Source organism: Staphylococcus simiae, assembly GCF_017357005.1.
Classification (GTDB): Bacteria; Bacillota; Bacilli; order Staphylococcales; family Staphylococcaceae; genus Staphylococcus; species Staphylococcus simiae_A.
The window spans coordinates 1,824,416-1,845,356 of the sequence record NZ_CP071589.1; the positions used below are offsets into that span (position 1 = coordinate 1,824,416).

Below are 20,941 nucleotides of genomic sequence, written 5' to 3' on the forward strand. Positions count from 1 at the left end.
TCAAGTCTCATATAATTACATTAAAAATATTCATTTGTTTTATTGTTTTGGAACTTCAAATTTATAAATATCATTTGAGTACAGAGGAATAAATTTTTTACATAGTTCATGTACGATAAAGCCACTTATAAAAGGTATAATGAAATATCCAATAGCTAATAATATAATATTCATTGTTGGATCACCCGGCATTCGATTATAAGCATTAATTGGTCCAACAAGTCCAGTATAACCAAAGCCAGCTGATAAAGGAGTCCCTTTAACTTGTAAAACATATGCAATAATTCCTACAATAATACCATTTATTGTTAATGGTATGGCAATAATCAAATTTTTAAGGAAAACAGGTATCATCATCTTTGCTGCGCCAATTAATAACACCATATTGACTCCAATTGAATTAACACGTAACGAACCAAATAAAAATGTTACACAAGCTGCTACAATACCTAAATTAGCTGCACCACTACCAAGTCCATTAAGACTAATAGCTGTAGCAATTGCTACTAATGAAATTGGTGTTACCATCAACAATGAAAAAGTTACACTAATTAATATAGACATAAGTAACGGGTTTAAGTCTGTAAATGAATTAATCAATCTACCTAATGCTTGAGTAATTTGTCTTACATAAGGTAAAGTTATTAAACCAATTCCACCACTTACAATCGGTATTAAAACTGGTAAAATAATCATTTCAAAAGATCCCAATTTATTTTGTAGTAACATATAAATTAAACATGCAATAATTACAACAATGATTGTATTAATAATATCTCCAATACCTTTTATTTCAAACCCTTGTCCATTAAAAATAATAGCACCAGATCCAAGTATTGCTGATGTACCTATAATAGCAGCACCTGCACCGTTGAATTTTAATTGATGTGCAGCTAAGATTCCTACTATAAATGCCATAAACGATTGTATGATTATTACTAATTGATAAATCATTTCTAAAATTTCATTACCATTTTTAAATATCTTTAAGAGCTCACCTAACAAAGCATTAGGTATGAGTGCTATTACTACACCAGCACCAACTGCATTTAATATCTTACTGAAAAATTGATTATTATTAGTCTTAGAGTTACTCATAAATTACCTCCAGTTCACACATTAAATTAATAATAATACAAAGACTAAAGATGCACAATAAATTATTGAAAAGCACCTATCTTAAACTTTCGTAATAAATAAGTTCAAGATTTGTAAGACTAATCAATTGATTGTAAATAAAAAGTATAAATAACTTAAAAGTCAAATTCCTAAAGCAGCTCATTAAAAATGTAAGACTGTCAAAATCTGGTTCTCTACCAAATTGAACTGATGCATAATTAATTTTTCAATTTCTCTATCAGTCCGATTTAATATAGAGCCTTATTATAGAGCTAAATAAAAAAATAAGTCCCTAAACAATTAGTTTAGAGACTTAAATGATACCGGTGGTCGGGGTCGAACCGACACTCCACAAGTGGAACGGGATTTTGAGTCCCGCGCGTCTGCCAATTCCGCCACACCGGCAAAATGATAAACAAAAAACTTCCCACTGGAAGCAATTATGGAGCGGAAGATAGGATTTACACCTATACCTCGTTCCGGGAAGGAACGTGTTCTAAGAGTTGAACTACTCCCGCAGGTTATTAAATTAAAATTGGAGCGGAAGATAGGATTTACACCTATACCTCGTTCCGGGAAGGAACGTGTTCTAAGAGTTGAACTACTCCCGCAAAACTATTAAATCAAATATGGAGCGGAAGATAGGATTTACACCTATACCTCATTCCGGGAAGGAATGTGTTCTAAGAGTTGAACTACTCCCGCATTAAAATTAAACCTGGAGGCGGCAACCGGATTTGAACCGGTGATAAAGGTTTTGCAGACCTCTGCCTTACCACTTGGCTATGCCGCCAATAACTGGGCTAGCTGGATTCGAACCAACGAGTGACGGAGTCAAAGTCCGTTGCCTTACCGCTTGGCTATAGCCCATTAATAATAAGGGCGACTGAAGGGGATCGAACCCTCGAATGTCGGAACCACAATCCGATGTGTTAACCACTTCACCACAGTCGCCATGGCAGGGGCAGTAGGAATCGAACCCACACCAAAGGTTTTGGAGACCTCTATTCTACCGTTGAACTATGCCCCTATTAAAATATATGGAGGGGGGCAGATTCGAACTGCCGAACCCGAAGGAGCGGATTTACAGTCCGCCGCGTTTAGCCACTTCGCTACCCCTCCAAATGGTGCCGGCCAGAGGACTTGAACCCCCAACCTACTGATTACAAGTCAGTTGCTCTACCAATTGAGCTAGGCCGGCTAAGTAATGGTTCAGGACAGAGTCGAACTGCCGACACATGGAGCTTCAATCCATTGCTCTACCAACTGAGCTACTGAACCATAATAAAAACGTAATGATGGCGGTCTCGACGGGAATCGAACCCGCGATCTCCTGCGTGACAGGCAGGCGTGTTAACCGCTACACTACGAGACCTATAAAAGTAATTGCGGGAGGCGGATTTGAACCACCGACCTTCGGGTTATGAGCCCGACGAGCTACCGAACTGCTCCATCCCGCGATAATAATAAATAATGGCGGAGGAAGAGGGATTCGAACCCCCGCGGCCCGTTAAGGCCCTGTCGGTTTTCAAGACCGATCCCTTCAGCCGGACTTGGGTATTCCTCCATTATTATAGGTAAATCGTTATTAAATTTCAAAATGGCGGTCTCGACGGGAATCGAACCCGCGATCTCCTGCGTGACAGGCAGGCGTGTTAACCGCTACACTACGAGACCATTATAAAACGGAGGAAGAGGGATTCGAACCCCCGCGAGCCGTTAAGCCCCTGTCGGTTTTCAAGACCGATCCCTTCAGCCGGACTTGGGTATTCCTCCAAAATTATATGGACCTTGCAGGACTCGAACCTGCGACCGAACGGTTATGAGCCGTTAGCTCTAACCAACTGAGCTAAAGGTCCTAAATATAATTTTACAACTAATAAATAGTGGCGGTGGAGGGGATCGAACCCCCGACCTCACGGGTATGAACCGTACGCTCTAGCCAGCTGAGCTACACCGCCTTATATAGTTTGTAAATAAATGGTGGAGACTAGCGGGATCGAACCGCTGACCTCCTGCGTGCAAAGCAGGCGCTCTCCCAGCTGAGCTAAGCCCCCATTATTTTACAGTATATCGGGAAGACAGGATTCGAACCTGCGACCCCTTGGTCCCAAACCAAGTGCTCTACCAAGCTGAGCTACTTCCCGTATAATTAACGCGCCCGATAGGAGTCGAACCCATAACCTCTTGATCCGTAGTCAAACGCTCTATCCAATTGAGCTACGGGCGCATATGTTTATTTTAAAAATGGTGCCGAGGACCGGAATCGAACCGGTACGGTGATCTCTCACCGCAGGATTTTAAGTCCTGTGCGTCTGCCAGTTCCGCCACCCCGGCACTAATATAATGGAGCAGAAGACGGGATTCGAACCCGCGACCCCAACCTTGGCAAGGTTGTATTCTACCGCTGAACTACTTCTGCTTATGCGGGTGAAGGGAGTCGAACCCCCACGCCGTAAGGCGCTAGATCCTAAGTCTAGTGCGTCTGCCAATTCCGCCACACCCGCTATAAATGGTGAGCCATAGAGGATTCGAACCTCTGACCCTCTGATTAAAAGTCAGATGCTCTACCAACTGAGCTAATGGCTCTTCCATGGTGCCGGCCAGAGGACTTGAACCCCCAACCTACTGATTACAAGTCAGTTGCTCTACCAATTGAGCTAGGCCGGCATATGTAAGAAAAATGGTGGAGAATGACGGGTTCGAACCGCCGACCCTCTGCTTGTAAGGCAGATGCTCTCCCAGCTGAGCTAATTCTCCTAATTAATTATTTGCCTGGCAACGTCCTACTCTAGCGGAACGTAAGTCCGACTACCATCGGCGCTAAGGAGCTTAACTTCTGTGTTCGGCATGGGAACAGGTGTGACCTCCTTGCCATAGTCACCAGACAAATAAGAATGTAAATTATACACTCAAAACTAGATAGTAAATAAAAATGATTGTGCTTCGCAAAACATTTAATTGATTAAGTCTTCGATCGATTAGTATTCGTCAGCTCCACATGTCACCATGCTTCCACCTCGAACCTATTAACCTCATCATCTTTGAGGGATCTTATAACCGAAGTTGGGAAATCTCATCTTGAGGGGGGCTTCATGCTTAGATGCTTTCAGCACTTATCCCGTCCATACATAGCTACCCAGCTATGCCGTTGGCACGACAACTGGTACACCAGAGGTATGTCCATCCCGGTCCTCTCGTACTAAGGACAGCTCCTCTCAAATTTCCTACGCCCACGACGGATAGGGACCGAACTGTCTCACGACGTTCTGAACCCAGCTCGCGTACCGCTTTAATGGGCGAACAGCCCAACCCTTGGGACCGACTACAGCCCCAGGATGCGATGAGCCGACATCGAGGTGCCAAACCTCCCCGTCGATGTGAACTCTTGGGGGAGATAAGCCTGTTATCCCCGGGGTAGCTTTTATCCGTTGAGCGATGGCCCTTCCATGCGGAACCACCGGATCACTAAGTCCGTCTTTCGACCCTGCTCGACTTGTAGGTCTCGCAGTCAAGCTCCCTTATGCCTTTACACTCTATGAATGATTTCCAACCATTCTGAGGGAACCTTTGAGCGCCTCCGTTACCTTTTAGGAGGCGACCGCCCCAGTCAAACTGCCCGCCTGACACTGTCTCCCACCACGATAAGTGGTGCGGGTTAGAAAGCCAACACAGCTAGGGTAGTATCCCACCAGCGCCTCCACGTAAGCTAGCGCTCACGTTTCAAAGGCTCCTACCTATCCTGTACAAGCTGTGCCGAATTTCAATATCAGGCTACAGTAAAGCTCCACGGGGTCTTTCCGTCCTGTCGCGGGTAACCTGCATCTTCACAGGTACTATGATTTCACCGAGTCTCTCGTTGAGACAGTGCCCAAATCGTTACGCCTTTCGTGCGGGTCGGAACTTACCCGACAAGGAATTTCGCTACCTTAGGACCGTTATAGTTACGGCCGCCGTTTACTGGGGCTTCGATTCGTAGCTTCGCAGAAGCTAACCACTCCTCTTAACCTTCCAGCACCGGGCAGGCGTCAGCCCCTATACATCACCTTACGGTTTAGCAGAGACCTGTGTTTTTGATAAACAGTCGCTTGGGCCTATTCACTGCGGCTCTTCTGGGCGTTAACCCTAAAGAGCACCCCTTCTCCCGAAGTTACGGGGTCATTTTGCCGAGTTCCTTAACGAGAGTTCGCTCGCTCACCTTAGAATTCTCATCTTGACTACCTGTGTCGGTTTGCGGTACGGGCACCTATTTTCTATCTAGAGGCTTTTCTCGGCAGTGTGAAATCAACGACTCGAAGACACAATGTCTTCTCCCCATCACAGCTCAGCCTTCACGAGTACCGGATTTGCCTAGTACTCAGCCTTACTGCTTAGACGTGCAATCCAATCGCACGCTTCGCCTATCCTACTGCGTCCCCCCATCGATTAAAACGATTATAGGTGGTACAGGAATATCAACCTGTTATCCATCGCCTACGCCTGTCGGCCTCAGCTTAGGACCCGACTAACCCAGAGCGGACGAGCCTTCCTCTGGAAACCTTAGTCAATCGGTGGACGGGATTCTCACCCGTCTTTCGCTACTCACACCGGCATTCTCACTTCTAAGCGCTCCACATGTCCTTGCGATCATGCTTCACCGCCCTTAGAACGCTCTCCTACCATTGTCCAAAGGACAATCCACAGCTTCGGTAATATGTTTAGCCCCGGTACATTTTCGGCGCAGTGTCACTCGACTAGTGAGCTATTACGCACTCTTTAAATGATGGCTGCTTCTAAGCCAACATCCTAGTTGTCTGGGCAACGCCACATCCTTTTCCACTTAACATATATTTTGGGACCTTAGCTGGTGGTCTGGGCTGTTTCCCTTTCGAACACGGACCTTATCACCCATGTTCTGACTCCCAAGTTAAATTAATTGGCATTCGGAGTTTGTCTGAATTCGGTAACCCGAGAAGGGCCCCTCGTCCAAACAGTGCTCTACCTCCAATAATCATCACTTGAGGCTAGCCCTAAAGCTATTTCGGAGAGAACCAGCTATCTCCAGGTTCGATTGGAATTTCTCCGCTACCCTCAGTTCATCCGCTCACTTTTCAACGTAAGTCGGTTCGGTCCTCCATTCAGTGTTACCTGAACTTCAACCTGACCAAGGGTAGATCACCTGGTTTCGGGTCTACGACCAAATACTAAACGCCCTATTCAGACTCGCTTTCGCTACGGCTCCACATTTACTGCTTAACCTTGCATCAAATCGTAACTCGCCGGTTCATTCTACAAAAGGCACGCCATCACCCATTAACGGGCTCTGACTACTTGTAAGCACACGGTTTCAGGTTCTATTTCACTCCCCTTCCGGGGTGCTTTTCACCTTTCCCTCACGGTACTGGTTCACTATCGGTCACTAGAGAGTATTTAGCCTTGGGAGATGGTCCTCCCAGATTCCGACGGAATTTCACGTGCTCCGTCGTACTCAGGATCCACTCAAGAGAGACAATATTTTCAACTACAGGATTGTTACCTTCTTTGATTCATCTTTCCAGATGATTCGTCTAATATTGTCCTTTGTAACTCCGTACAGAGTGTCCTACAACCCCAACAAGCAAGCTTGTTGGTTTGGGCTCTTCCCGTTTCGCTCGCCGCTACTCAGGGAATCGATTTTTCTTTCTCTTCCTCCGGGTACTAAGATGTTTCAGTTCTCCGGGTGTGCCTTCTGATATGCTATGTATTCACATATCGATAACATGACATAACTCATGCTGGGTTTCCCCATTCGGAAATCTCTGGATCAACGCTTACTTACAGCTACCCAAAGCATATCGTCGTTAGTAACGTCCTTCATCGGCTTCTAGTGCCAAGGCATCCACCGTGCGCCCTTAATAACTTAATCTATGTTTCCGTTAGGAAACGCGTTATTAATCTTGTGAGTGTTCTTTCGAACACTAGCGATTATTTCTTATGAATTCAAGCTTATTTAAAACTCTTTATTCACTCGGTTTTGCTTGGTAAAATCTATTTTTACTTACTTATCTAGTTTTCAATGTACAATAATTAATGGTGGAGACTAGCGGGATCGAACCGCTGACCTCCTGCGTGCAAAGCAGGCGCTCTCCCATCTGAGCTAAGCCCCCATAATTAAGTTGAACGTTTAAATAAAATTAATGGTGGGCCTAAGTGGACTCGAACCACCGACCTCACGCTTATCAGGCGTGCGCTCTAACCAGCTGAGCTATAGGCCCATCAACTTGAATGTTAATAAACATTCAAAACTGAATACAATATGTCTACGTTATTCCGCATCTTCTAAAAAGATGTTCCGAATATATCCTTAGAAAGGAGGTGATCCAGCCGCACCTTCCGATACGGCTACCTTGTTACGACTTCACCCCAATCATTTGTCCCACCTTCGACGGCTAGCTCCTAAAAGGTTACTCCACCGGCTTCGGGTGTTACAAACTCTCGTGGTGTGACGGGCGGTGTGTACAAGACCCGGGAACGTATTCACCGTAGCATGCTGATCTACGATTACTAGCGATTCCAGCTTCATGTAGTCGAGTTGCAGACTACAATCCGAACTGAGAACAACTTTATGGGATTTGCTTGACCTCGCGGTTTCGCTGCCCTTTGTATTGTCCATTGTAGCACGTGTGTAGCCCAAATCATAAGGGGCATGATGATTTGACGTCATCCCCACCTTCCTCCGGTTTGTCACCGGCAGTCAACTTAGAGTGCCCAACTTAATGATGGCAACTAAGCTTAAGGGTTGCGCTCGTTGCGGGACTTAACCCAACATCTCACGACACGAGCTGACGACAACCATGCACCACCTGTCACTTTGTCCCCCGAAGGGGAAGGCTCTATCTCTAGAGTTGTCAAAGGATGTCAAGATTTGGTAAGGTTCTTCGCGTTGCTTCGAATTAAACCACATGCTCCACCGCTTGTGCGGGTCCCCGTCAATTCCTTTGAGTTTCAACCTTGCGGTCGTACTCCCCAGGCGGAGTGCTTAATGCGTTAGCTGCAGCACTAAGGGGCGGAAACCCCCTAACACTTAGCACTCATCGTTTACGGCGTGGACTACCAGGGTATCTAATCCTGTTTGATCCCCACGCTTTCGCACATCAGCGTCAGTTACAGACCAGAAAGTCGCCTTCGCCACTGGTGTTCCTCCATATCTCTGCGCATTTCACCGCTACACATGGAATTCCACTTTCCTCTTCTGCACTCAAGTTTTCCAGTTTCCAATGACCCTCCACGGTTGAGCCGTGGGCTTTCACATCAGACTTAAAAAACCGCCTACGCGCGCTTTACGCCCAATAATTCCGGATAACGCTTGCCACCTACGTATTACCGCGGCTGCTGGCACGTAGTTAGCCGTGGCTTTCTGATTAGGTACCGTCAAGATGTGCACAGTTACTTACACATATGTTCTTCCCTAATAACAGAGTTTTACGATCCGAAGACCTTCATCACTCACGCGGCGTTGCTCCGTCAGGCTTTCGCCCATTGCGGAAGATTCCCTACTGCTGCCTCCCGTAGGAGTCTGGACCGTGTCTCAGTTCCAGTGTGGCCGATCACCCTCTCAGGTCGGCTATGCATCGTCGCCTTGGTAAGCCGTTACCTTACCAACTAGCTAATGCAGCGCGGATCCATCTATAAGTGATAGCAAGACCATCTTTCACTATTGAACCATGCGGTTCAATATATTATCCGGTATTAGCTCCGGTTTCCCGAAGTTATCCCAGTCTTATAGGTAGGTTATCCACGTGTTACTCACCCGTCCGCCGCTAACATCAGAGAAGCAAGCTTCTCATCTGTTCGCTCGACTTGCATGTATTAGGCACGCCGCCAGCGTTCATCCTGAGCCAGGATCAAACTCTCCATAAAAATTTATGATGTTTGATTAGCTCATAATACTAAATAATGTTTGTAACTTAATGTTACGTTTTTGGAATTAACGTTGACATATTGTCATTCAGTTTTCAATGTTCATTTGTCACTTACAAGATTTAATTATAGCTCGTAAGTTTAATTAAGTCAACAACTTTTTTAAAATTTTATTTAATTTCTAAAAAGATTATTTCGTAACTCAATTAATTCAACAAATATTATTCTATTATGTATTAACTTTAAATACAATAGTCAAATTTACACTTTAGAATATTTTTTAATGTCTTTCAAAAAACATTGTTACGTGTTTTGACGACTTTTATATAATATCAAGTATCTATTTCATAGTCAACATTTATTATCACTTTATTTATAGACAAATTTACTCTTTATGTATTCAATCTACTTTCATAAAGATTATATAATATTTATGTGTAATAAATTAAGTTCTTAATGGTTATGTTGATCTTTAAATGTTTACTTTAATAGTTATCATAATATAAAAAAGAGAAGATTAATTTTCATCATTAACCTTCTCACTTTGTACTTTCAGTTATTTATCTTGGCAATCTTTGCAAACTCCATAAATTTCCATTCGATGATGTGTTACGTTAAAATCAGTCATGTGTTGCGCTAATCGTTCAATCTCATTTAATTGAGGATATTGGAAATCAACTATTTTACCACATTTTTCACAAATAATATGATAGTGATTGTGTGTATTAAAATCAAAACGACTTGATGCGTCTCCATAAGTCAGTTCTTTAACTATTCCAATATCTTTGAAGACTTTAAGATTATTATATATGGTCGCAACACTTATATTTGGGAAATCTGGTGAAAGTGCTTGATAAATGTCATCTGCTGTTGGATGATTATGCGAAGAAATTAAATATCGTAAAATTGCTTGTCTCTGTGGTGTGATTCTAATACCAGCTTTTCTTAATGAACTTATAGATTCTTCTAGTTCATGATCAATTGATTCTATTTCCGCACTCATCTACATCACCATCTTTCTTATATAATAATGATTATTACTTAATAATAATATAACTTTTGTTAATAAAGATTGTCAACATAAACAAGATACTTTCTATTAATATCCTTTATCCGCTTCCACTATATTCTCATTTAGTTCTCCTTTAGTGAGAAACGACGATAAATTATTAGTGAAAATGTCTAACAAGTCATACTTTGCATTATAATCATTTCCAGTTATATGTGCAGTAATCGTTACATTGTCTAATTCATATAATGGACTATCACTCGATAAAGGTTCATGTTCGAAAACATCTAAATATGCATGTCTAATAATTTTTTCTCGTAATACTTCAATTATAAGTTCTTCCTTTACAATACTTCCCCTTCCTATATTAATGAACAACGCCTCATCTTTCATAATTTCAAAATGCTTTCTGTGCAATAAATGTATTGTTTCTGTTGTTTCAGGCAAGGCATTGATTACAATATCTGCTTGAGGTAGTAGGTCGTTTAATGCAGAAATCTTATATATTTCATCAAAATTATCTTTTAATTGTCCAGATTTACTCATGCCAATTACTTTCATATTAAATGCTTGAGCTAACTTGGCAGTTCTTTGGGCAATAGCACCTGTTCCTAAAAATAATAATGTATTATGTGCTAATCTTTTTCCAGTAATGGTTGAATCATAAATGTGCTTCCTTTGATTTTCATAAGATAAAGGCATTTTTTTATAATCATCTAATATAAAAGCTAAGATATATTCCGATAATTGTTTAGCTTGAACACCACGTCCATTAGTCAAAAGAATATTATTATCTTTAATATATTGAAGTGGTAAGTTATTTACTCCTGTAGCAAACCAAGCAAGCCATTTTAAATTTGGACAACTTTTTAAAAAGGATTCATCAACTTTGCTATCATAACCTACTAAAATGTCTAATTCTCGTTTATCTTCTAATGGTATATCAATTGCTTTTTTATAAAATTTGAATGAAACGTCAGGAAATTTATCTTTTAATTTATCTTCAACTTCTCTCATACGATTCAAACCAACTACTTTCATTATTCGTCACCCCAAAATATTTTTTAGTTCTTCTATTTGTGTTTTAACTTTAACTTTTTCAATGACATCAATAATAAAACCATTTTCATCTATTATAAATGTTGTACGTACAATACCCATACTCTCTTTACCAAAAGACTTTTTCAATTGATAAACTCCAGTAGCTTTAGATAATTCATAGTCTTCATCAACTAATAAATCAAAATTCAAATCATGTTTTGCAATAAAATTTTGATGCTTTTTCTGTGAATCACCACTTATACCGAATACTTTGACATCTAAATCATTAAACATTGCTAAATTATCCCGAAAGTCACATGCTTCTGTAGTACATGTTGGCGTATTATCTCTTGGATAAAAATATAAAATTGCTTTACTACCTTTAAACGTCTCATTTGATATAGTTTCTCCATGTTGATTTTTTAAAGCAAAATTTGGAAATTGATCACCTTTTTGTAACATCTAATCACCTTTTTCTTCATTATAATAATTTTATGATACGATAGAATATGAAAATATTAAATTAAAAGAGGTTGATATAATGAAGTTTACTGAAAGTGAACGACTACAAGAACTTTCAAATGAATATATCTTAGGTGGAGTTAATTCACCATCACGTTCATATAAAGCTGTGGGCGGCGGAGCCCCTGTTGTAATGAAAGAAGGACATGGTGCTTATTTATACGATGTAGATGGAAATAAATACATTGATTATCTACAGGCGTATGGTCCTATTATAACTGGTCATGCTCATCCCCATATTACTCAAGCAATTCAAGAGCAAGCAGCAAAAGGCGTATTATATGGAACACCTACTGAGTTAGAAATCGACTTCAGTAAGAAACTTAGAGAAGCTATACCTTCTCTAGAAAAAATACGTTTTGTCAATTCTGGTACAGAAGCAGTAATGACTACTATTCGTGTGGCACGTGCCTATACTAAACGTAATAAAATAATAAAATTTGCTGGTTCATACCATGGTCATTCAGATTTAGTACTTGTTGCAGCTGGAAGTGGTCCATCACAACTTGGTTCTCCAGATTCTGCTGGTGTGCCTGAAAGTGTAGCAAGAGAAGTTATAACTGTACCTTTTAATGATATTGATTCATATAAAGAAGCAATTGATTATTGGGGAGATGAAATTGCGGCTGTGTTAGTAGAACCTATTGTTGGTAACTTCGGAATGGTTATGCCGCAACCAGGATTTTTAGAAGAAGTAAATAAAATTTCTCATGATAATGGCACGCTGGTTATATATGACGAAGTAATCACTGCATTCCGTTTCCATTATGGTGCAGCTCAAGATTTATTAGGTGTTATTCCTGATTTAACTGCTTTTGGTAAAATTATTGGTGGTGGACTTCCAATTGGAGGATATGGTGGCCGTCAAGATATCATGGAACATGTTGCCCCACTTGGTCCAGCATATCAAGCAGGTACTATGGCTGGTAATCCATTATCTATGAAAGCCGGCATAGCTTTATTAGAAGTGTTAGAACAAGATGGTGTTTACGAAAAATTAGACCAATTAGGTAAACGTTTAGAGGATGGTTTATTAGATTTAATTAACAAGCATAAAATAACTGCTACAATTAATAGAATTTATGGTTCATTAACATTGTATTTCACGGATGAACATATTACACATTATGAGCAAGTTGAACGTTCAAGTGGTGAAGATTTTGCTAAGTTCTTTAAATTAATGCTTCATCAAGGTATAAATTTAGCACCATCTAAATACGAAGCTTGGTTCTTAACTACGGAACATACTGAAGAAGATATTGATCAAACATTAAAAGCTGCTGATTATGCATTTAGCCAAATGTCTAAGTAATACCTTATTAATATAGAGAGAAGATTAAATCTCTCTTACTAACTTATATATACAATATTCAGTTATAGCAAATTATGCTTATGAACATTAGTACTATATGGAAGTAACCCAAAATAAATATTTTAAAATTTATTCCGTATATGTGCATCATCAAAAACTACATGTAGTTTCCTAGTGACCTCGACCAAACTGACTAATAAAAAGTGTGGATTTACCTACAATTCTCACTCATCCGGTCACTTCCAAGCACACCATATTAAGTGAAAATTACTTTTTGTCACGGATTCTAATCATTTTCAGGAAGTAGTACACCGAATTCATTTTAAAGAAATGTAATTCTGTACTCTTCCTTTTTTATTTTCAAAAATTGACTATTCCATTCTCTACTGTCAAATATTCTTTATATACATCATTAGCACGTGATTAAATCTATATTCTTAAAATACTATCAGTTACACTGTAATGTCTTAAAATTAACATCATAATATTCTATAGAAACTTTCTTTCATCTTCCTTCATACTACTTTAGACTTATTTTCTATTAGACTTTTGAACCAATGTTCATTTCTACGATACATACGCTTGAATTTTAACGGAAGTAAGTGTATAACAGTAATGAATACGAATATTATTCAAATTAAATAAAAGGAGCGTCATTATTTTTGAGACTAGGAGCTCGGATTTTTAAAACTGGTATAGCCATTATATTAGCTATGTCTATCGCTTCTTTACTACCCGACAATGTAGGTTTAAAAGCCTTAGCAGGCGTCAGTGCTGTTGTAGCAATGCAACCAAGCATTTATCGTTCATTTAAAACAGTATCTGATCAAGCCTTAGGTAACATTATCGGCGCCTTACTATCAGTGGCGATGGTAACCATATTTAGTGATAATATTATCATTATGGGAGTAACAGTAATTGTTTTAATTGCAATATTATTCAAATTTAAATTGGCACATGTAGCAACGCTTGCAAGTGTGACAGCCCTCATTATTATGGGGCAACACACTGGTTCTTTCTATATCACTGCATTCTATAGATTTGTACTAGTAATGATTGGTGTGATTAGTTCATCATTAGTCAATTTTGTTTTCTTACCTCCTAAATTTGAAACAAAGATATATTATAACTCGCTAAATATATCATCAGATATTTTTGTATGGTTTAAATTAGTTCTAAATGATACATCAGAGTTTAATAATATTAAACAAGATGCTCAAAATTTAAACCAACGAATTGAAAAATTAGAAAAAATATTCGATTATTATAGTGAAGAGCGCCCTATTACTAAAAAGTATATTCATCAACAAAATAGAAAGAAAATTCTTTTTAGAGAAGTAGTACAGACGACAAGACAAGCATATGAAGTATTAAACCGCTTATCCCGCTATCAAAACGACTTATATTTACTTAATAATAATTTTCTCTTACAGATTAAATTAGAATTAGATTCTCTTATCGCTTATCACGAACAGATTTTAGTTAGTTTATCGAAAAAAGCTAGATATAACGTCACAAATTTAGACTTTGAAGTTGATAATCCTCAAAAGAAAAATTTAATGGAAACATTCCAATATGAATTAATTCATAATCCACATCAAACAGAATATTCATTTGCAAATATTATGCAAATTATAGCTGCAATTGAGGATTACCGCTACCACCTGGAGCATCTAGATAGAATTAGAATTAGTTTCTTTACTTATCACCGCAATGACTCTGATATTGATATCGTGGAAGAAGACTTCGATTTATAAAGACTATTTAGATTATATTAAATATAAAATAGTAGCGCTGACCCCAATTAACGGGAATAAAATAAAAACACTTTCGTAGAACTTATATTGTATGAATTCTACGAAAGTGTTTTATTTTGATTCAATTATTTAGTGTTTATTTATTATTAGCAATGCGATTTTATATATATCATTATAACTGAAAAAATAACTTGTTATTGATGTCTATCATTTTATTCAATCATAAATTTTGAATGCTATACAGATGTTCATATGAACCTTGTTGATCAATAAGTTCTTGATGTGTGCCAACCTCTACAATTTGACCATTTTCAATAACGACAATTTTATCTGCATGTGTAATCGTAGATAATCTATGTGCAACAATTAATGTTGTTCGATCTTTACTTAAAACATCTAACGCTTCTTGAATGATTGATTCACTTTCCAAATCAAGAGCACTTGTCGCTTCATCAAGTATTAAAATTGGAGGATCATTTAAGAAAATTCTCGCAATAGACAGCCTTTGTTTTTGTCCACCAGATAACTTAACGCCACGTTCACCAACTTCAGTATCATAACCTTGAGGCAGATTCATAATAAATTCATGTGCATTAGCCATCTTAGCCGCTTCTATAACTTCTTCATCAGTAGCAGTTGGCCTACCAAGTAAAATATTTTCTTTAACAGTATCTGAAAACAATATATTATCTTGTTGAACTAAACCAATTTGATTACGTAAACTACCAGTTAAAAAGTCTTTAATATTATGACCATCTATTAATATTTCACCAGAGGTTACATCATAAAATCTAGGTATTAAATTAATCAAGGTAGATTTACCGCCACCACTCATACCAACAAAGGCAACCGTCTCTCCTTTATCAATACTTAGATTAATATCATTTAAAATATAAGATTCATCATCATTATATTTAAAGCTAACATGTTCAATATCAATACGCCCTTGTTTGATTTCAATTGGCTGTGCTCCAATACCATTTTTAATATCATAATCTTCATCCATTAATTGAAACACCCTATCCATTGACGCAAAACTTTGTGTCAACGTTGTAAAAGATGCAACTAAACGACGTAAAGGCCCAAATAATAATTCTAAATAACCAACAAATGCGGCTAATGTACCTACTGTAATAGATCCTGATATTGCTAAATATGCCCCTACGCCAATTACAATGATTGGACCAATATCAGTTACTGTATTTATTGCTGCAAATGAATATGCATTCCATCTTGTATGCTGTAATGCTCGAGTTAAGAAATGGCTATTTTTCTTATCAAAATTTTGAGCTTCATTATCTTCAATCGCAAAACTTTTAATTACGGATATACCCTGTACACGTTCATGTAAAAACCCTTGTACTTCAGCTAGGGCTTGAGATCTTTTTCTAGTTAACAATCTTAATCGTCCGAAAAATACATAAACTGTCAAAATATAAAATGGGAAGATAAATAATGCGGCAAATGTTAATTTTACATCTAAGAAGAACATAATGGATAAGGCAATGATTATAGTGATACAGTCTAACCATATGTTCATTAATCCTGTTAAAATAAAATCTTTAGTTTGTTCAACATCATTTATAACTCTTGAGATAACTTGTCCCACCTGATTGTTGGCATAATATCTCGCACTTAATGCTTGCAAATGATTATACAATCTTTTACGTATATCATATAAAATTTTATTACTAGTCCATTGTGCTAAGTATTGCCTAATAAACTCAATGGGTGGTCTAACTATTACAAATATAAACAACGCTATACCAATAGCAATACCTAAATGATTAATTTTTTCTGCAGATGATAATGCATGATTATTAATCACACCATCAATGGCATACTTTATTAATAATGGTATTAACATCGGTATTCCAAATTTAATTATCCCAACAATTATCGTTGCAATAATACGATATTTGTATGGTTTAACAAATTCCAAATATCGCTTAATCATACCTTTTCCCCCTATTCAATTGTCATTCTAGTTTTTTGTAAAAATGAATAGAGGCTGGATAGTTAATTTGTACTTAAACAATACTTTAATTAACATATCGCAACCTCTGTTATCTTCTAGTGATTAATTTAATTGTTGATTGGCTTTGTCGTGATGTCGATACTTTTAAACTTTAATCAGCATATGCTTAAGTTAAAGCATTAGATAATCCGTTATTACATTTCAATACTATGATAATATAAACGATTAACACTAACTTTACATCTTTTTTGCTTAATATTGTCTGATTTTCTTATAGCGCTCTTTCCACACTTTAATAAAATCAGGTGCAAATGGACCTTTTTTCTGTTCTATCCATTGCTGTAAAATATCGACATTTCTTCTTAAAATGACATCAATGTCATGTGGGTAATTCATTTGATTCATATGTTGTTCATATTCATCTTCATCTAATAAATGGTATTTACCATTAGGATAAACTTTCACATCTAAATCATAATCGATGTATTTTAATGCTTCTTCATCACACACAAATGGTGACGATAAATTACAATAGTAATAAATACCATCTTCTCTAAACATGCATATAACATTGAACCAATATTCAGAGTGAAAATAAACTATTGCGGGTTCCCTAGTTATCCATGTACGACCATCACTTTCAGTAACTAATGTATGATCGTTACCTCCAATGACCACATGATCCGTACCTTTTAATATAGTTGTTTCAGACCACACACGGTGAATATTACCGTCATGTTTATAACTCTGAATTTTAATAGTTTCCCCTTCTTTAGGTATGGATTCTTTGACCATACTCCACACCACCTTCTGTTAATTTAACCATTATAAATTATAGCATATTTTAAATGTAGTATTGAACAAATTAGATGGATTCACAATTACTATATTAAATATTTAATGTTATTTATATTCAAACCATTTTTGAAAAGTAGTAATGCCAGTAGAAGTCGTTGTTATATAAACCGCAAATAATGACAATGTGTTGACAGTGTCGATAAGTACCAACATTCTATATTCAGCGCTATAACTTTATAAGTATAATAATAGCTCTAGTTAACCAGTTATAAATTGATAAATTTTAGACATGGAAACTGGTAACGATAATTGATCTCTATCATCAAGATCAAACCATGCCATATTGTCGGGTAATGTTAAGTTATCAACAGTATAAGGTACAGCATATACCTTTATATCCCAAGTTAAATGCGTAAACTGATGCTTTAATTGCATTAACGGTTCATCTAACGTAGTAATTGCTGTATTTAATAACTCAGACATTGCTTTATCTGCATTTTTAAATTCATGCATTGGAAATTGCCACATACCATTTAATAATTTTTGCTGACGCTTTTCTAATAAATATTGTCCTGCTTCATTTCTAATTAAAAATACTTTTTGTGTTATTGTTTTCTTTTTTATATTTTTAGTTTTTACAGGTAATTCTGTCATGTTACCTATATGAAATGCTTCACAATGTTCTTGTACAGGGCAAAATAAACACATTGGATTTTTCGGTGTACAAATTAAAGCACCTAATTCCATCATTGCTTGGTTAAAAGTACCAGCCTGTTGTTGTACAAAGGGTAATAACTCTTGTTCGTAGGCTTTTCTAGTTGATTGTAATTTAATATCTCTATGATCATTATTTAATCTAGACCACACTCGAAATACATTACCATCGACAGTCGCTAGAGGTTTATCAAATGCTATACTCATCACCGCTGCCTCTGTATAAGGTCCTACACCTTTTAATTGTTTGAATAACTCCGGATCATCAGGTACAATACCTTGATATTTATCGTCAACTTCTTTAACAGCCGTATGAAAATTTCGTGCTCTACTATAATAGCCTAAACCTTCCCAGTATTTTAATACTTCATCTTCAGATGCTTTACTTAAAGCAGCAATGGTCGGGAATTTATCGATAAATCTATAGTAGTAATCAATCACTGTTTTTACTTGTGTTTGTTGTAACATTACTTCACTCAACCAAATATAATATGGATTTGTCGTTTCTCTCCAAGGCATATCTCTTTGATTTTTATCGAACCATTGTACCAAATGCGTCTTAAAATTTTGCTGTTGATACATTTAAATACCTCTCTTTTTAAAAGTAATTAATTTTTAAGTCATAATGTTTCTAGTGTACACTATAATGGTAGTTAATAAGTAAGTTAATTTTGTTATTTGCAAAATTCGATTATAATAATAAATATAATATGATGAAATGAGGAACAGATATGGATACTGCAACACATATCGCAATGGGTATTGGATTAACTGCATTAGCAACACAAGACCCTGCAATGGCTGGTACATTTGGTGCTACTGCAACAACTCTAATTATTGGCTCTTTAATACCTGATGGCGATACCGTACTTAAATTAAAAGATAATGCTACTTATATTTCTCATCATAGAGGTATCACTCATTCCATACCATTTACGATTCTTTGGCCGATTTTAATTACATTCTTAATCTTTACCTTTTTCAAGGGCGTTGAACCATTGCATATATGGATGTGGGCACAACTTGCTGTGTTCTTACACGTTTTTGTAGATATCTTTAACTCCTATGGTACACAGGCGTTGCGACCTATTACAAATAAGTGGATTCAACTTAGTGTTATCAATACTTTTGACCCAATTATTTTTATTATTTTATGCTTAGGTATTGTACTATGGATTATAGGTGTACATCCATTTATCATCTTCTTTCCTATAATCGCAATTTTAATTATTTATTACATTATTAGATTTAAAATGCGTTCAACTATAAAAAAACAAGCACTTAAAACGATTCAACAAGAGCATCATCCTGTCAAAATTTTTGTTGCTCCTACTATGAAATTTATGGAATGGCGAGTTGCGATTCAAACAGACGAATATGATTATGTAGGACTTGCACGTGGACGAAACGTTGTCTTTAGCGATAAAGTAAAAAGGCAAGGTTTAACTACTGATTCTTTATTATGGAAAGTTAAAGGTAATAAAGATATTAGAACGTTTCTTAACTTTTCATCAATTTATCGCTGGCAAACAACTGATTTAGGTGACGGTACTACTGAAATAAGATTAATTGACTTAAGATATTTAAAAAATAATCATTACTCATTTGTAGCTATTGCACATTTAACAACAGACAATATTATTGATCATTCTTATATTGGATGGGTATTTACGGAAGACAAATTGCAACGTAAATTATATAGTCATTAACCACCTATTTTTAACACATTTTGTATTGAAATTATTTGATAATAACAAAAAAACTGCTGACATACAATTACTTGTTTGTTGGCAGTTTTTATTACGTTAAAATTGCTTATATTGATTTCTTTCCAAAATTGAACCGATACATAATTATTCACTTTTTAATTGTCAGTCCTATAAAAATCTTAACTTTGTAATTTGTGACACATATGAATATTTATACTTCATGATATTTAAAATATATATAGCCTCCCAAAAGTTGCATGTTGGTACCTTCACTTTTAAGAGGCTATAATTTTATCTAAATTACTCAACTGGTTTAGTTACAGTACTTTCTTTTGTATGCTGTTTATAAATTGCATGTGTTGTATATCGAGCCAAGGCAAAATTAATAACAAGTAACAGCACAATTATAAATACAAAGTAGAAATGATAAGGTATGTTCTCCATACTAGTGACACCGAACATGACCGATTGCGACATACCGTTTACTAAATAGTAAAAAGGATTAAGCATTAAGATGTGATTAAGTAACATCTGATTGGGATTCGGCATAAACACAATAGGTAATATCACAATGTTAATTATAGAACATACATAGAAAATGACATCTACATTTTTAAATATCAATCTAAGAAGACCTATTGTCACTGATAGCGTACTAATCAATATAGCAGATAATACGATATAAAATAGTAAGGCAATGATAGATGTTTCGAAATTAATTGGCTTTAACACTGCTGCAAAAGTAGTAACAACAGCTAATGACACGATAGCTAAAATGACTATCACTATATTTGGAATTGTTGCCGATAGATTAAATGATTGCATCAACATAAAATCTTTAGCATAGTGTTGATAGCCTTTGTATATTGCAAAAATAATACACAAATATACTATGAACGAAACGATTCTCAACATCCATCTTGCTTCTCTTATATCAGAGAGGTGACCAAAATGAACTACGAGTTCAAATGCTATTAGAAGTAATACGCATAGCGCTATTAAGGCAATAAACAATGGCCAAGTTGTTTTTAATCGCTTGATGGTAAACCTAACTGAATGAGGTAAATTTTTAAAATATGATATTATTTGATCTAGCATTTTTCC

The 20,941-nt window shown here is 36.9% G+C and carries 11 protein-coding genes, 29 tRNA genes and 3 rRNA genes; 3 read left to right on the forward strand and 40 right to left on the reverse strand.

Annotated features, from left to right (window positions below):
• Nucleotides 1-39 precede the first annotated feature (39 nt).
• From J3R86_RS08255 to bcp, 36 genes are all read right to left on the reverse strand, one after another.
• A complete protein-coding gene (locus tag J3R86_RS08255; RefSeq protein WP_207516914.1) occupies nt 40-1,098 on the reverse strand; it encodes a PTS sugar transporter subunit IIC in 1,059 nt (352 codons plus the stop codon).
• Between the two features lie 342 nt (nt 1,099-1,440).
• Nucleotides 1,441-1,524, reverse strand: a tRNA-Leu gene (locus J3R86_RS08260).
• Between the two features lie 38 nt (nt 1,525-1,562).
• Nucleotides 1,563-1,637 (reverse strand) — tRNA-Gly (locus J3R86_RS08265).
• 18 nt (nt 1,638-1,655) lie between these two features.
• A tRNA-Gly gene (locus J3R86_RS08270) sits at nt 1,656-1,730 on the reverse strand.
• A gap of 19 nt (nt 1,731-1,749) precedes the next feature.
• Nucleotides 1,750-1,824, reverse strand: a tRNA-Gly gene (locus tag J3R86_RS08275).
• A 14-nt stretch (nt 1,825-1,838) separates the two neighbouring features.
• Nucleotides 1,839-1,912 (reverse strand) — tRNA-Cys (locus J3R86_RS08280).
• A gap of 5 nt (nt 1,913-1,917) precedes the next feature.
• Nucleotides 1,918-1,989, reverse strand: a tRNA-Gln gene (locus tag J3R86_RS08285).
• A gap of 11 nt (nt 1,990-2,000) precedes the next feature.
• A tRNA-His gene (locus J3R86_RS08290) sits at nt 2,001-2,073 on the reverse strand.
• Nucleotides 2,074-2,075: 2 nt separating this feature from the next.
• Nucleotides 2,076-2,149 (reverse strand) — tRNA-Trp (locus tag J3R86_RS08295).
• 11 nt (nt 2,150-2,160) lie between these two features.
• Nucleotides 2,161-2,241: transfer RNA gene (locus J3R86_RS08300), tRNA-Tyr, on the reverse strand.
• Nucleotides 2,242-2,244: 3 nt separating this feature from the next.
• A tRNA-Thr gene (locus tag J3R86_RS08305) sits at nt 2,245-2,320 on the reverse strand.
• Between the two features lie 7 nt (nt 2,321-2,327).
• Nucleotides 2,328-2,400 (reverse strand) — tRNA-Phe (locus J3R86_RS08310).
• 18 nt (nt 2,401-2,418) lie between these two features.
• Nucleotides 2,419-2,494: transfer RNA gene (locus tag J3R86_RS08315), tRNA-Asp, on the reverse strand.
• A gap of 11 nt (nt 2,495-2,505) precedes the next feature.
• A tRNA-Met gene (locus tag J3R86_RS08320) sits at nt 2,506-2,579 on the reverse strand.
• Between the two features lie 14 nt (nt 2,580-2,593).
• A tRNA-Ser gene (locus J3R86_RS08325) sits at nt 2,594-2,686 on the reverse strand.
• Nucleotides 2,687-2,720: 34 nt separating this feature from the next.
• Nucleotides 2,721-2,796, reverse strand: a tRNA-Asp gene (locus J3R86_RS08330).
• A 9-nt stretch (nt 2,797-2,805) separates the two neighbouring features.
• Nucleotides 2,806-2,895: transfer RNA gene (locus J3R86_RS08335), tRNA-Ser, on the reverse strand.
• 9 nt (nt 2,896-2,904) lie between these two features.
• Nucleotides 2,905-2,978 (reverse strand) — tRNA-Ile (locus tag J3R86_RS08340).
• 28 nt (nt 2,979-3,006) lie between these two features.
• Nucleotides 3,007-3,080: transfer RNA gene (locus J3R86_RS08345), tRNA-Met, on the reverse strand.
• A 20-nt stretch (nt 3,081-3,100) separates the two neighbouring features.
• Nucleotides 3,101-3,176, reverse strand: a tRNA-Ala gene (locus J3R86_RS08350).
• Nucleotides 3,177-3,192: 16 nt separating this feature from the next.
• Nucleotides 3,193-3,266 (reverse strand) — tRNA-Pro (locus tag J3R86_RS08355).
• 9 nt (nt 3,267-3,275) lie between these two features.
• Nucleotides 3,276-3,349: transfer RNA gene (locus J3R86_RS08360), tRNA-Arg, on the reverse strand.
• A gap of 18 nt (nt 3,350-3,367) precedes the next feature.
• A tRNA-Leu gene (locus J3R86_RS08365) sits at nt 3,368-3,456 on the reverse strand.
• A gap of 10 nt (nt 3,457-3,466) precedes the next feature.
• Nucleotides 3,467-3,541 (reverse strand) — tRNA-Gly (locus J3R86_RS08370).
• A gap of 3 nt (nt 3,542-3,544) precedes the next feature.
• Nucleotides 3,545-3,626 (reverse strand) — tRNA-Leu (locus J3R86_RS08375).
• 6 nt (nt 3,627-3,632) lie between these two features.
• A tRNA-Lys gene (locus J3R86_RS08380) sits at nt 3,633-3,708 on the reverse strand.
• 5 nt (nt 3,709-3,713) lie between these two features.
• Nucleotides 3,714-3,789, reverse strand: a tRNA-Thr gene (locus J3R86_RS08385).
• A gap of 14 nt (nt 3,790-3,803) precedes the next feature.
• Nucleotides 3,804-3,879: transfer RNA gene (locus J3R86_RS08390), tRNA-Val, on the reverse strand.
• Between the two features lie 13 nt (nt 3,880-3,892).
• Nucleotides 3,893-4,007, reverse strand: a 5S ribosomal RNA gene (rrf, locus tag J3R86_RS08395).
• Between the two features lie 73 nt (nt 4,008-4,080).
• A 23S ribosomal RNA gene (locus tag J3R86_RS08400) occupies nt 4,081-7,003 on the reverse strand.
• 165 nt (nt 7,004-7,168) lie between these two features.
• A tRNA-Ala gene (locus J3R86_RS08405) sits at nt 7,169-7,244 on the reverse strand.
• 31 nt (nt 7,245-7,275) lie between these two features.
• Nucleotides 7,276-7,352: transfer RNA gene (locus J3R86_RS08410), tRNA-Ile, on the reverse strand.
• Between the two features lie 93 nt (nt 7,353-7,445).
• Nucleotides 7,446-8,997 (reverse strand): 16S ribosomal RNA (locus J3R86_RS08415).
• The 16S, 23S and 5S rRNA genes sit together here with 29 tRNA genes alongside, the layout of an rRNA operon.
• Before the next feature lie 556 nt (nt 8,998-9,553).
• Entirely contained in the window at nt 9,554-10,000 is a 447-nt protein-coding gene (gene perR, locus J3R86_RS08420; protein ID WP_002464237.1) for a peroxide-responsive transcriptional repressor PerR, read from the reverse strand.
• Nucleotides 10,001-10,096: 96 nt separating this feature from the next.
• Nucleotides 10,097-11,047 carry a phosphoglycerate dehydrogenase gene (locus J3R86_RS08425; RefSeq protein ID WP_207516915.1) on the reverse strand — a complete coding sequence of 317 codons (951 nt, stop codon included), beginning with the start codon at nt 11,045-11,047 and terminating at the stop codon, nt 10,097-10,099.
• A gap of 6 nt (nt 11,048-11,053) precedes the next feature.
• Entirely contained in the window at nt 11,054-11,509 is a 456-nt protein-coding gene (bcp, locus tag J3R86_RS08430) for a thioredoxin-dependent thiol peroxidase (RefSeq protein ID WP_207516916.1), read from the reverse strand.
• 79 nt (nt 11,510-11,588) lie between these two features.
• Between bcp and J3R86_RS08435 the strand changes: the two genes are divergently transcribed.
• A complete protein-coding gene (locus J3R86_RS08435; protein WP_207516917.1) occupies nt 11,589-12,881 on the forward strand; it encodes a glutamate-1-semialdehyde 2,1-aminomutase in 1,293 nt (430 codons plus the stop codon).
• Nucleotides 12,882-13,543: 662 nt separating this feature from the next.
• Nucleotides 13,544-14,638, forward strand: coding sequence for an FUSC family protein (locus J3R86_RS08440; RefSeq protein ID WP_207516918.1), 1,095 nt, complete (start codon nt 13,544-13,546; stop codon nt 14,636-14,638).
• Nucleotides 14,639-14,858: 220 nt separating this feature from the next.
• Here the strand turns inward: J3R86_RS08440 and J3R86_RS08445 are convergent, their stop codons facing one another.
• From J3R86_RS08445 to mutY, 3 genes are all read right to left on the reverse strand, one after another.
• Nucleotides 14,859-16,595, reverse strand: coding sequence for an ABC transporter ATP-binding protein (locus J3R86_RS08445; RefSeq protein WP_207516919.1), 1,737 nt, complete (start codon nt 16,593-16,595; stop codon nt 14,859-14,861).
• Nucleotides 16,596-16,868: 273 nt separating this feature from the next.
• Nucleotides 16,869-17,411 carry a nucleoside tri-diphosphate phosphatase gene (gene ntdP, locus J3R86_RS08450; RefSeq protein ID WP_002464190.1) on the reverse strand — a complete coding sequence of 181 codons (543 nt, stop codon included), beginning with the start codon at nt 17,409-17,411 and terminating at the stop codon, nt 16,869-16,871.
• A 261-nt stretch (nt 17,412-17,672) separates the two neighbouring features.
• The gene (gene mutY, locus J3R86_RS08455) at nt 17,673-18,710 is read right to left on the reverse strand and encodes an A/G-specific adenine glycosylase (protein ID WP_207516920.1); all 1,038 of its coding nucleotides are present in this window, start codon (nt 18,708-18,710) and stop codon (nt 17,673-17,675) included.
• 149 nt (nt 18,711-18,859) lie between these two features.
• Here mutY and J3R86_RS08460 point away from each other — a divergent pair, with 149 nt between their 5' ends.
• Nucleotides 18,860-19,837 carry a metal-dependent hydrolase gene (locus J3R86_RS08460; RefSeq protein WP_207516921.1) on the forward strand — a complete coding sequence of 326 codons (978 nt, stop codon included), beginning with the start codon at nt 18,860-18,862 and terminating at the stop codon, nt 19,835-19,837.
• 300 nt (nt 19,838-20,137) lie between these two features.
• Here the strand turns inward: J3R86_RS08460 and J3R86_RS08465 are convergent, their stop codons facing one another.
• Nucleotides 20,138-20,935, reverse strand: coding sequence for a hypothetical protein (locus tag J3R86_RS08465; protein WP_207516922.1), 798 nt, complete (start codon nt 20,933-20,935; stop codon nt 20,138-20,140).
• Nucleotides 20,936-20,941: the final 6 nt, after the last annotated feature.

Coding starts and splice junctions, on each gene's coding strand:
- ntdP (WP_002464190.1), bottom strand. CDS start 17,411: ATGGTCAAAGAATCCATACCTAAAGAAGGGGAAACTATTAAAATTCAG.
- J3R86_RS08445 (WP_207516919.1), bottom strand. CDS start 16,595: ATGATTAAGCGATATTTGGAATTTGTTAAACCATACAAATATCGTATT.
- mutY (WP_207516920.1), bottom strand. CDS start 18,710: ATGTATCAACAGCAAAATTTTAAGACGCATTTGGTACAATGGTTCGAT.
- J3R86_RS08465 (WP_207516922.1), bottom strand. CDS start 20,935: ATGCTAGATCAAATAATATCATATTTTAAAAATTTACCTCATTCAGTT.
- J3R86_RS08460 (WP_207516921.1), top strand. CDS start 18,860: ATGGATACTGCAACACATATCGCAATGGGTATTGGATTAACTGCATTA.
- J3R86_RS08435 (WP_207516917.1), top strand. CDS start 11,589: ATGAAGTTTACTGAAAGTGAACGACTACAAGAACTTTCAAATGAATAT.
- J3R86_RS08255 (WP_207516914.1), bottom strand. CDS start 1,098: ATGAGTAACTCTAAGACTAATAATAATCAATTTTTCAGTAAGATATTA.
- bcp (WP_207516916.1), bottom strand. CDS start 11,509: ATGTTACAAAAAGGTGATCAATTTCCAAATTTTGCTTTAAAAAATCAA.
- perR (WP_002464237.1), bottom strand. CDS start 10,000: ATGAGTGCGGAAATAGAATCAATTGATCATGAACTAGAAGAATCTATA.
- J3R86_RS08425 (WP_207516915.1), bottom strand. CDS start 11,047: ATGAAAGTAGTTGGTTTGAATCGTATGAGAGAAGTTGAAGATAAATTA.